Annotated in this window: 10 protein-coding genes; 3 read left to right on the top strand and 7 right to left on the bottom strand. The window is 72.7% G+C overall.

What is annotated here, in order from left to right; genetic code table 11:
* Positions 1–823, bottom strand: an 823-nt coding sequence (locus ACGFMK_RS47945; RefSeq protein WP_392778433.1) for a DUF5127 domain-containing protein, incomplete at its 3' end; no start/stop codon positions are given.
* Between the two features lie 263 nt (positions 824–1,086).
* Between ACGFMK_RS47945 and ACGFMK_RS47940 the strand changes: the two genes are divergently transcribed.
* Entirely contained in the window at positions 1,087–2,718 is a 1,632-nt protein-coding gene (locus tag ACGFMK_RS47940; RefSeq protein ID WP_392778431.1) for an amidohydrolase, read from the top strand.
* 4 nt (positions 2,719–2,722) lie between these two features.
* On the opposite strand, the gene ACGFMK_RS47935 is transcribed toward ACGFMK_RS47940, so the two are convergent.
* Together ACGFMK_RS47935 and ACGFMK_RS47930 are read right to left on the bottom strand one after the other, a co-directional pair.
* Positions 2,723–2,977, bottom strand: coding sequence for a DUF1883 domain-containing protein (locus ACGFMK_RS47935; protein ID WP_392778436.1), 255 nt, complete (start codon positions 2,975–2,977; stop codon positions 2,723–2,725).
* Positions 2,978–3,077: 100 nt separating this feature from the next.
* Entirely contained in the window at positions 3,078–3,806 is a 729-nt protein-coding gene (locus tag ACGFMK_RS47930; RefSeq protein ID WP_392778429.1) for a hypothetical protein, read from the bottom strand.
* Between ACGFMK_RS47930 and ACGFMK_RS47925 the strand changes: the two genes are divergently transcribed.
* On the top strand, positions 3,799–4,482 hold the full coding sequence (locus tag ACGFMK_RS47925) for a hypothetical protein (RefSeq protein ID WP_392778426.1): 684 nt from the start codon (positions 3,799–3,801) through the stop codon (positions 4,480–4,482). The genes ACGFMK_RS47930 and ACGFMK_RS47925 overlap by 8 nt on opposite strands.
* A 595-nt stretch (positions 4,483–5,077) precedes the next feature.
* Here ACGFMK_RS47925 and ACGFMK_RS47920 read toward each other — a convergent pair.
* A complete protein-coding gene (locus tag ACGFMK_RS47920; RefSeq protein WP_392778423.1) occupies positions 5,078–5,557 on the bottom strand; it encodes a MarR family winged helix-turn-helix transcriptional regulator in 480 nt (159 codons plus the stop codon).
* Positions 5,558–5,609: 52 nt separating this feature from the next.
* On the opposite strand from ACGFMK_RS47920, the gene ACGFMK_RS47915 reads away from it, so the two are divergent.
* Positions 5,610–7,055, top strand: a complete 1,446-nt coding sequence (locus ACGFMK_RS47915; RefSeq protein ID WP_392778420.1) for a phenylacetate--CoA ligase family protein — start codon at positions 5,610–5,612, stop codon at positions 7,053–7,055.
* A 1-nt stretch (position 7,056) separates the two neighbouring features.
* Here ACGFMK_RS47915 and ACGFMK_RS47910 read toward each other — a convergent pair whose 3' ends face one another.
* The 3 genes from ACGFMK_RS47910 to ACGFMK_RS47900 all read right to left on the bottom strand — a co-directional run bounded on the left by ACGFMK_RS47910 (position 7,057) and on the right by ACGFMK_RS47900 (position 11,113).
* Positions 7,057–8,118 carry a hypothetical protein gene (locus ACGFMK_RS47910; RefSeq protein ID WP_392778417.1) on the bottom strand — a complete coding sequence of 354 codons (1,062 nt, stop codon included), beginning with the start codon at positions 8,116–8,118 and terminating at the stop codon, positions 7,057–7,059.
* A 74-nt stretch (positions 8,119–8,192) separates the two neighbouring features.
* Positions 8,193–10,754, bottom strand: coding sequence for a hypothetical protein (locus ACGFMK_RS47905; RefSeq protein ID WP_392778414.1), 2,562 nt, complete (start codon positions 10,752–10,754; stop codon positions 8,193–8,195).
* A 50-nt stretch (positions 10,755–10,804) separates the two neighbouring features.
* Positions 10,805–11,113, bottom strand: a complete 309-nt coding sequence (locus tag ACGFMK_RS47900) for a DUF4326 domain-containing protein (protein ID WP_392778411.1) — start codon at positions 11,111–11,113, stop codon at positions 10,805–10,807.
* Positions 11,114–11,387 lie beyond the last annotated feature (274 nt).

The following is an 11,387-nucleotide window of genomic DNA, read 5'->3' as shown; positions in this document are numbered from 1 at the left end:
GGTTGAACGCCAGCACCGGCCAGCGGTCGTTGATCGCGCGCGGCTGCGCGGTGTCACTGGTGTTCGGCAAGGCGCCTTGGCCGGCGGAGGCGGCGCGTACGACGGTGTCCTGCCCGATCTGCCACGTCGTCCCGGCGGTCGGCGCCGCGACCACCAGGGAGCCCCAGGCGGCCTGTTCGCCGTTCTCCTGCAGCACTCCGGGGCTCGCCGGGGTGCAGCTCAGCAGCGTCTGGCCGCCGGACTGCTGCTGCGTCCAGGTGACCGGGGTGGCGGTGTCGCCGTGCACCCACTCGGCCGAGGTGTCGAAGTGCAGGTCGACGGCGTGCGCACGGCCGTCGGCGCTGGCGGCCTGGATGGTCACGTAGCCGAACGGCACGGACTGGCGCTGCAGGTTCGCCGGGTCGACGGGCGAGAAGAACGTGACGGTCAGGTTCACCCCGCCACCGCTGAGGACGTAGGTCGAGCGGGTGCCGGTGACCTGCAGGCTCACCTGGGTCATCGGGGTCAGGGCCGGCCCGGACGGGAGCGCGGGCGAGCCGGCGAAGACGTAGGCCACCCCGTCGATGCGGGCGAGGCCGCACAGCGCGGTGATGTGCCCGGTCCAGAAGCTCGACCAGGTGCCGGGCAGGTTGTCGGACGGCTGCCAGGTGGACAGGTAGGGCGAGCGGACGATCAGCGGCGTGGCGGGCGGCCGGATCGGGCTGAAGGTGCCCGCGGCCGCCGTGCCGGGCAACCACAACGCGGCGGCGACGGCGGCGGCCGTCCCGCCGGCGAGCCGCAGGAGGTCGCGGCGGGTCAGGTGATCGCGTTCTCGGGAGGACATCGGTGGCCCCTTCCACGGCGTGCGGCGAACAGCGCAGGGACACTTTTACATCGTTGATACAACGTTGTAAATCCGCCGATGGTCGGCCTGCCCGGTTGCGCCGGGTGCCGGACGGACCACGCTGCGCACCGGTCCGGTCCCCCTGTCCCCCGGTGCTGACCTGGGCCGATCCGGGGTTCTGGTGCCGCGGACGTCGAGCCGGACAGCTCTCCCGGGCCGCGCGAAGCAGGCCTGTGTCTGGCCGGTTCCTGTCCACTCCGGGCATGATCGGGACCATGCCGAGCCGTCCCGCCGATCTCGTCTTCACCGGCGGGCCGGTGCACACCGTCGACCCGGCCCGCAGCCGGGCCGGGTCCGTCGCGGTCACCGACGGCCGGATCAGCGCCGTCGGCGGTGCTCCCCGGGCGTCGATCGGCCCGCGGACCGAGGTCGTCGACCTGCGCGGGCGGTTGCTGCTGCCCGGGTTCCAGGACGCGCACGTCCACGCCGTCGGCGCCGGGATCGAACTCGGGCGCTGCGACCTCACCGACGTCACGACCGTCTCCGGCTGCCTCGACCGGGTCCGCGCCCACGCCGCCCTGCACCCGCGGCTCGAGTGGCTGACCGGCAGCGGCTGGTCGATGGAGACGTTCGACGGCGGCCTCCCGGACCGGCGGCTGCTGGACACCGTCGTCGCCGACCGGCCCGTCGTGCTGGTCAACCGCGACCACCACGGCGCCTGGCTGAACAGCCGGGCCCTCGACCGCGCCGGGATCACCGCCGCCACCCCGGACCCGCCCGACGGCCGCGTCGAGCGCGACGCCGACGGCGTGCCCACCGGCGTCCTGCAGGAAGGGGCCATGGACCTGGTGACGCGGCTGCTGCCCGCGAGCACCGAAGCCGACGAGCTCGCCGGGCTCCTGCGGGCGCAGCGGCTGCTGCACTCGTTCGGCGTCACCGCCTGGCAGGACCCGCTGCTCGGCGAGTACGGCGGGATGCCGGACCCGGCCCGCGCGTACGCCGCGGCGACCGCACGCGGGCTGCTGACCGCGCGCGTCACCGGCGCGCTCTGGTGGGATCGGGCCCGCGGCGCCGACCAGCTCGCCGACCTGCTGATGCGGCGGGAGTCGTTGCGCGGCAAGGGCGTTCGCGCGCGGAGTGTCAAGATCATGCAGGACGGCGTCGCGGAGAACCGGACGGCGGCGATGCTGCGCCCGTACCTGTGCGGCGACCACAGTGGACTGAGTTTCGTGGATCCGGTCGCGCTGCGCGGGCACGTGACGATGCTCGACGCGCACGGCTTCCAGGTGCACTTCCACGCGCTCGGCGACCGCGCGGTGCGGGAGGCGCTCGACGCCGTCGAAGCCGCCCGCGCCGCGAACGGCTGGACCGACCACCGGCACCACCTCGCCCACCTGCAGGTCGTGCACCCCGACGACGTCCCGCGGTTCCGGCGGCTCGGCGCGACCGCGACGATCCAGCCGCTGTGGGCGGTGCACGAGCCGCAGATGGACGAGCTGACCATCCCGTTCCTCGGCCCGGAACGGGCGGCGTGGCAGTACCCGTTCGGCGCCCTGCTGCGGTCCGGGGCCACGCTCGCCGCCGGCAGTGACTGGCCGGTGAGCAGCCCGGACCCGCTGCAGGGCATCCACGTCGCGGTCAACCGCGTCCCGTACGGCGAGGACGTGCCCGCCTTCTACCCGAACCAGCGGATCGACCTGGGCGCGGCGATCGCCGCGTACACGGCCGGCTCGGCGTACGTGAACCACCTGGACGACACCGGCACGATCCGGGTCGGCCACCACGCGGACCTGGTCGTGCTCGACCGGGACCCCTTCGACGGCCCCGAAAGCGAAATCGGAGCGGCGAAGGCCGCGATGACGTTCACCGGCGGCCGGTGCGTCCACGAGGCGTGACCGGTCAGGCCTCGACGCTCACCCGCGGGTGCAGGGGCTGGCTCTCCAGCCCCTCAACGTCGAGCACCAGGAACCAGTGCGCGTTGGCCGGAATGTGGATCTTGAACATCGGCGCGGTGGCCACCCCGCCGTGCATCCGGTAGAACTGCCGGCGCCGGTAGGCCTCGAAGTTGACCGCCGTCAGGAGCCGGACGTTGGCCATGGCCGCCAACCGGACGGTGACCACCGCGTCTCTTCGTACCTTCCCCAAGTCGAACACCTTCGCTTGCATTTTCCGTCCCTCTTCCACGCGTACTTCACCCAGTTGTTTTTGTCCCGCGCTGCGAAGCAGCAGGACGACACGACAGAACGGAAAGTGCCTAGCCGGGCTCGGTCCCCGGTTTGCACGGCCGCCAGAGGGTCACGAAGTCCCCCCAAGACCGGACGAAGTCAGGGGGCTCGTGAAGCGGCCAATCCGAGCCGACGAACGCCGACGGACTGGAGGAACCGCCACCACCAGCGGATTCCCCCGGCGGTGGCGCACTCCCGGGCACGTGTACGAGGGGCGCTGTGCTCGGCCGAACGGCGGCCGAGGTGCGAGGTGCCACCACGCAGTCGGCTGCCGTCGAGGAGGCGATCGCGGCCCGCATCCGGACGACCACGGGCGGGCTCAGACCGGTGGCGGGCAAGGGAGGATCAACGGTCACCGGCGCGACGCGATCGAAATCGGGGCCGGCCGGGTCGGCGCGCACGGACTCGGAAGCTTCGGTCTCCGGCGGGGACAGCGCGGTTCCGGGCTGCACGAGATCCGCGACGGGCGCGACCAGATCGGCTGCCGGCTTGGTCAGGTCAGTCACCACCGGCGTCACCAGACGGGCAACGGGCGCCACCAGGTCGGTCACCGGCTGGGTAAGGCCGGCCACCACCGGCACGACCAAGTCGGCGACGGGCTTGATCACGCCACCGACCACCGGGCCGACAAGTCCGGTCACCGGCCGCACAAGTTGCAATAGCGGCAGCGCGAGGGCTCGGGGTACCGGCGCCACCAGACCCGGAACCGACCCGGCCAGCCGAGAAACAACAGCAACCGCCGAGATCGGCTTGGTCACGCCCGACACCACAACGCCCGCGGCGCCGGAAACCGGCGAAGCCACCGGGGTAATCCGCTTCCCCACAGCTGATCCGGACGGCATCGCGACACCCGTTTTGGCGATAGCCTTCGACACGCTGCTCGCCACACGAGCAACCGGCGCTGCCGGTGCAGCAGTCGGCTTCGCCACATCTCCACCGGTCGGCAGTCCGGTGCCCGCTACAGAGCCAGAACCCGGTGCCACCACCGCAGCAGCCGACTTCGCCGTTCGCGAACCAGCCCGCGCCACAACGCCCGCCGCACCCGAGACCGGCGGCGCCGATCCGGCGGCCGACCTCGTCGCGCCCACACCGGTCGGTACCCCGATTCTCACCAAGACACCGGATTCCGGCGCAGCTGCTGCCGATTCCGCAGGTCCTCGACCACTCGGCGGCACAACGCCCGCCGCACCGGAGAGCGGCGCCGCCGGTTTCACCACTCCCCCGCCGGACGGCACCACAACGTCCGACGCCGCACGCGAGACTGGCGTCACCTCCGCAGCAACCGACCTCAACCCTCGCGAACCAACCGGTGCCACAACACCCGCCGCACCGGAGACCGGCGCTGCCGGTTTCACCACTGTCCCGACGGACCGCGCCGCCGCACGCGGGACCGGCGCCACCTCCGCGGCAACCGACCTCACCGCTCGCGAATAACCCGGCGCCACAACACCCGCCGCACCAGAGACCGGCGCCGCCGGTTTCGCCACTCCCCCGCCAGTCGGCACCACAATGTGCGCCGCCGCACGAGGAGCTGACCGCACTGCTCGCGAACCAACCGATGCCACAACACCCGCCGCAGCAGAGACCGGCGCCGCTGGAGGCGAAACCGTGGGGGCATCCAGTGCCCCGATCACCGGTTCGGCAGCCCGCGTGTCCGGCAGCGCCCGCCGCTCGGACGGATCCACGCCGAAAACCGCCACCTGCGGCTGAGCGGTCGCCGCCTCGGCCTGGGAGGTCAGCCACCACGACAGGAGCCACATGCCCGCCACCGCGGCGGCCACCACCAGCAGGCGGCGTGCGGCGATGGCCGCTCCGCCCGGTGACGCCACGGTGCGTGCCCAGGTCACGGTCGGCGAACCTCCAGATGCCTCCAGCTGCGGGAGCAGATGGGGACGTACCCGTCAACGTCGCGCGCCACACCGGCGCTCCGCGGGGTTCGGGGCTTCCACTCGTCCGGCCTAGTTCTTTGGTGTCGGCGTGCCCGGGTGAATCCGCCAGTCAGCGGAGCGCGACCCGCCGGCCGCCGGTATCAGGGGTCCTGCGTGGTTCGGCGGGTTTCGGCCAGGGCGCCCAGCGCCATGACTCCGTGCTGTAATCCCTCGCGGAACGTCGCGCGCCGGCCCGGGCTCAGGTCCGCCAGCAGCTCCTGCTCCACCTCGCCCACCGCGGGCGCGCAGGCCGCGAGCAGGGCGCGTCCGGCGGCGGTCAGGTTGGCCAGCAGCACGCGCTTGTTGTCCGCCTTCGGCGTCCGCTCGATCAGCCCGCGCTTCTCCAGCGCCAGCACCATCTCGTGCATCGTCTGCGGGCGCAGGAACGACCGGCGCGCCAGCTGCGCGGACGAAAGCGCGCCGCTCGCCTCCAGCACGGTGAGCGCCGTGTACTGCAGCGTCGTGAGCCCGAGCGGACGCAGGGCGTCGTCCAGCAGCGCGCGGATGGCCAGCTCCAGCCGCTTGACCAGGTACAGGGTCAGCGGCGCGCCGGTGGCGGGCTGCTCCGCGGAGGTGCTCACGCGCCCATCATGGCACCTCGGAGCACCACCGGCCGGACGCTATGCTGCGATCATGGACCACGGTCGGCAGGCCCGCGTGCGCCAGGCGTTCGACACCTTCTTCGCACCACCCGGGCCGTCACCCACCGACCAGGTCCTCGAGCTGTTCCGCCGGACCGCGGAAACCGTGCCCGCCTACCGGAAGTTCCTGCGGGAACACGGGATCACGCCGGAGTCGGTCACGACGCTGGAGGACTTCCGGCGGCTGCCGCTGGTCGACAAGGCGGGTTACCACCGGAGGTACCCGCTGCCCGAGCTGTGCCGTGACGGCACGTTCGCCGGGCTCGACATGATCGCCGTCTCGTCCGGGTCGAGCGGGCATCCGACGGTCTGGCCGCGCGCGCTCGAGGACGAGCTGCACGTGGCCCGCCGGTTCGAGCAGGTCATGGTCGAGGGCTTCCACGCCGGCGAGCGCGGCACGCTCGCCGTGGTCTGCTTCCCGCTCGGCACCTGGGTCGGCGGCCTGTTCACCACGGCGTGCGTGCGCCACCTCGCGGCCAAGGGCTGCCCGATCACGGTGGTCGCGCCGGGCAACAACAAGGCCGAGATCCTGCGGGTGCTGCCCGAGCTGGCCCCGCACTTCGATCAGGTGGTGCTGCTCGGCTACCCGCCGTTCGTGAAGGACGTCGTCGACACCGGCCTGGCCGAAGGCGTCGACTGGCCCGCGTACGCGATCAAGCTGGTGCTGGCGGGCGAGGTGTTCAGCGAGCAGTGGCGTGACCTCGTCGCGCAGCGGGCCGGGATCGCCGACCCGGTCCGCGACATCGCGTCGCTCTACGGGACGGCCGACGCCGGTGTGCTCGGCACCGAGACCGCGGTGTCGGTGGGGATCCGCCGATTCTTCGCGGCGCACCCGGACCTGGCGCGCGAGGTCTTCGGCGACTCCCGGCTGCCGACGCTGGTGCAGTACGACCCGTCGAGCCGGTTCTTCGAGGAGCACGAGGGCACGCTCGTGTTCACCGGCGACGGCGGGATCCCGCTGATCCGCTACCACATCGCCGACGACGGCGGGGTCCTGCCGCACGCCGACCTGCTCGCGTTGTGCGCCCGTCACGGATTCACCCCACCGGACGGACCGGAGCTGCCGTTCGTGTACGTCTTCGGCCGCTCGCTGTTCACGGTGTCGTTCTTCGGCGCGAACGTCTACCCGGAGAATGTCACGGTAGGCCTGGAGCAGCCCGGCATCAGCGACACGGTGACCGGCAAGTTCGTCATCGAGTCGGTCGAGGACGAGGACCGCGACCGGCGGCTGCGGATCACGGTCGAGACGGCGCCGGGCGCCACGGCGGACGCGGACCGGATCGGGGAGTCGGTACGGGCGCAGCTGCTGCGGCTCAACAGCGAGTTCGCGCACTACGTCCCGGCCGAGCGGCAGCTGCCGGACGTCGTCCTGCGCCCGGCCGGCGATCCCGAGTACTTCCCCGTCGGGGTGAAGCACCGGTACACCCGGCCGTCCTGACTCAGGTCAGGCGGAAGGTGCCCGCGCAGGGATACCCCGGCAGGCCGGCCTTGTTCAGCTTCCCCGGCTGCGGATAGCCCAGCGACCACAGCTGCCCGGTCGCCGCCACGTTCGCCGCCAGCGACACGTCGGCGAAGAGCCGGATCCGCGTCTGCCGCCCGTCCGGGTGCAACGCCCAGCCGGTCAGCCGGGCGATACCGCGCGTGCGCGGTACGAACGCCGTGTCGAGCGCGACCCGCAGCTCCACCCAGACGTCCTCGGTGACCGGGCGGCGGATCCGCAGGAACCCGGCGAGCATCAGCAGCCCCAGCAGCACGAACACCCCGCTGCCACCGGCGACACCCCCCATCGCGGCCGGGCCGATGATGACGTCGGACTCGACCGGCACGGTCGCCACGGCGACGAATCCCGCGGCGCCCAGCACCAGGAACGTCAGCCCGGACACCACCGTGCGCCGGACCTGGAACGCCCGCTGCGCGGCGATCACCGGATCGAGGCGCGGCGGCGTCGGGCGGCGCGAGACCCGCTCCGCCGGCGTCGCCCCGGGCATCGGCGTGTCCTCGATCCGCGCGGCCCGCACCGACATCGCGCCGGGCAGCCGGACGAACACCCGGCGGCCGGAGCCGAGCACCCACAGCCGCCGCTCGCCGGCCAGCTGCACCCGGGGGCCGCCGGTGAGCCGGGTCCGCAGCCACCGTCCGTCCGGCAGCCGCACGGACACCCGGGCTCCCTTCACGAGCATCCCGTCCGGGGCGACGTCGAGCCGGTGGTACGGCTCCCCGGACAGGCGCCGGATCCGCAGGTAGAGGCTCAGGACGTAGCCCCACACCGCCAGCGTGGCGCCGGAGACCACCAGGTAGACGTAGGGCAGCGCGCTCCCCCGCCGCTCGACCACCGCGAGCAGGACACCGAAGGCGACGAGAAGGCCGTTGAGACCCATGCGGAGGATCACCGCGGTGGTCAGCTGCCGGACGTAGCCGGCGAACAACGGGTCCGCCCCCGACGGTAGCCGGGGCAGGGGTTCGTAGGCGCGGACTCTGTCCGCGCCGGCAGCGATGTCCATGGCTCGTTCGTCCCCAGTCCTGCGTGTGTTCGGCCGCAGCAGCGTACCGGGCCCGCGCCAAGCCGGGAGAACACCTAGGGCTTGACGAGTTTCCGGAACCGCTCCCGCCGGTCGTCGGCCGAGGAGCCGTCGGCGATGTCGTCGTCGAACCACGAGCACAGCGCACCCCACAGCTCGGCGCGGGCCGCGAAGTCGTCCTGGGTGTGCTCGATCTCGGCGACGTCGGCCACCAGCTGGTCGAGCCGCAGGTCGCAGAACCGGACGTACTCGCGCACGACGATGTTCGGGTCCATCCCCGTCCGCCCCTTGGCACCCGCCGCGCCGCGCAGCTGGGCGTGCAGGCGTTCCTCGTTGTAGAGCGGGAAACCCGTGATGGCCCCGGGGTAGCCGGAGTCGGCCGACCACTCGCGGAACGCGCTGATCGCCTGGTAACGCGTGTACCAGTCCTGTTTCCCGGTGGCCAGGTCGGTCAGCCGGCGCCAGGCGTCGCGGTCGGTGGAGCGCCAGCGGTCGAGGACCCGGCCGTCCCGGACCGGGTCCGGGTCGAGGGCCCGCAGCCGCCAGAAGTGCGCGCGGCAGCTGGCGATCTCGCAGACGAGCTGGCGGACGTAGCTGACCTGCTCCCAGACGTGCGCACGCTGGGGGCGCAGCGGCGCGGCGCGGTCCGGGGAGAACGTGACCATCTCGAAGACGCGGAACAGCTCGTGCCCGCGCAGCGCGGCGAGGTCCGGGTCCTCCCCCATCACCCACGACCGGCGCTCGGGCAGCCGTCCGCTGTGGCTGATCGTCGCGGCGTGGTAGAGCTCGCGGACGGCGCGGCGGGCCACCTCGTCGCGGGTGTCCCCGTTCAGGCGGGGGTTGCGGGCGCGATCACGCAGGTCGCGCTCGCCGCGGGGGCCGACTTCGAGCATCGCGACGGCGTACACGCTCGCCGCGTTGTAGCACTCTTCCCACGACTTGCGCGGCCCGGCCGCTTCGACCGTGTCGTCGAGCGCCTGCGGGTCCGGCGGCCAGCGCCGGTCCGGGCAGACGTCGGCCAGCTTCACGCGGCTGCCGGGGTAGGCCGGGCGGGGTTCGGGGACGGCGCCGGACATCGGCTCGACGTCCGCCATCGCCCGCCGCAGCACCGCCCAGACCAGCGAGAGGTCGAGCGCGCGGTTGGTGAGCTGCTCCCAGCTGCGGCGCCAGCGCCGGCCGAAGTTCCGGTAGTCCTCGACGAGCCGTTCGATCTCGTACTGCGACAGCGCGCAGAAGTACGACCGCATCTCGGCGGCGCGCTGGTTGTACTCGGCGAGCTGCTCCGGCGTCGCGTCCTGGACGACCAGTTCCGGCACCGGCACGCGCAGCACGCGCCGGTGCAGCTCGAGGCGCTTCTCCTTCGGGATCGCGTACGGCCGGGTGCGGACGTCGAGCTCGACGTAGCGCCGGAACCGCAGCTCCAGCGCCGCCCGCAGTTCGGCGCGGCGCAGCGCCCGGGCGTCGCCGGGCACCCCCGCGGTGGTGCGGCGGACCCACCACGAGCCGGCCACCGAGTCGCCGTGGCCGAGGACCAGCGCGTGCCGGTAGCGGGCGATCAGCAGCGCGACGTCCCGGCCGCGGCCCGCGTGGCGCGGCTGGCGGGCGAAGTCCTCACCGATCCACCACCGGGCCAGCTTCGGCTTTCCCCGGCTGCACAACGTGATCACGTCGTCGTAGGTGGCGAGCGCGTCGAGGTGCAGGTCGAGCTGTTCCTGCAGTGCGGCGATCTCGAGTCTGATGTAGACGTTCGACGGGTCGTGGCTCAGCGCGCGGTAGTACTCGGCGAGGGCCTCGTCGTAGCGGCGGTAGGTGATGAAGTGGTTGGCGCGCTGGTAGGCGTCGAACAGCTCGTACGGGATCTTCGCGTCGCGCCAGGCGGCCCAGTGGATGTTCGAGCGGACGTAGGCGCTGCGCGGGATGACGAGCGCGGCAACGGCGTTGGCCGCACGGTGCAGCACCCGCGGCCAGTTCTCGTCCTCGATCACCAGCGGGCTGGCGGCGAAGCGCGGGCACCGCACGAGCTCCAGGATCAGCTGGTAGCGGCCGGTGGTGTTGCCGGGCCGGACGGTGCCGGTGACGGTGAACGCGGCGGGCGGCTGCGCGAGCCGGATCAGCTTGGTCGCGGCCTTCCACCAACCGTCCGCGGACTCGCCGGCGTGCTCGACGATCTGGATGAAGTCGTACGAGCCGCCGACGCCCGGCACGGAGGTCGGGGTGTAGAGCCGCGAGTCGTTGAGGATCCGCTTGAACGCGGCGGTCAGCTCGACGGCGGAGTCGATCTCGCGGTCGTGGCTGTCCGCGGGCCGCTCGTCGGCGAAGAGCCGGATGTCGATCTGGTTGGCCCGGTAGGCGGCGGTTTCGAGCCGGGCCTTGCCGATGAAGTACAGCGTGAGCACGGCCGAGATGACCACCACGGACGTCTGCAGGACCGTCCAGGTGATGACGCTCGCGACCTTGGGGTCGCGGATGAAGGTGAGGTCCTGGAAGAACGGGAGGTACGGCACGATCGCGAACCCGGCCGCGACGACGCCCGCCGTCACCGCCGCGAGCCACCACCGGATCCGGTGAGCCTCCGGAAGTTCCGCTTGATCGAACCCGCCGTGTCGTCGCCCGGCCACCCGTCGACCACCCCCTCGTGTCAGATTACTCGCCCAGGGGGTGCGATTCGTTACGGCCCGTGATCTGCGATTTCGGCGATGACCTGGGCGTGGCACAGTTCCGGGACGCACCAGCACCCGAGCCGCTTCCCGCGCAGCGCGGGCAGGAGGGCGAGCAGGTCCGGCCGGGACAGCAGGTGTTCGCGGTACCGCGCGACGACGTCGGCGCGGGTGCCGTCGCGGCCGGGCCGGAACGGGCTGGCGAGCCGCGAACCTTCGAGGTGCCAGCCGCCGCGGTGCATGGCCCGCCCGACGTAGACGACGTCGGCGTAGTCCGGGTCGTCCCGGTGCCCCTTCAGGTTGACGACGGTGGTCGGCATGGGGTGCATCGTCTCATCGGGAAGCCGCGTTGTCCGGGCGTCCGGCTCCCGGCGCGCCTGAAGGGCAGCACGGCGGTCAGCCGCGGCCACACCAGCTCACCGCACCGCCGACACGTGGTCCGCCACCAGCCCATCCAGCCGCGGGGCGACTCGCACGGGGTTCGCACCGGCCAGCTCCCTTCGCGACAGCTCCCTCACCGACCTCGACACCCGGCGCACACCAACGCAGACACGTGGTCCGCCGCCCGCCTCCGCGCCGCGGCTACCCGCGGGG

Source organism: Amycolatopsis sp. NPDC049252 (assembly GCF_043197175.1).
Lineage (GTDB): Bacteria > Actinomycetota > Actinomycetes > Mycobacteriales > Pseudonocardiaceae > Amycolatopsis.
Note: the sequence above shows the minus strand (reverse complement) of the source record. Positions and strands in the feature narration are given on the sequence as shown.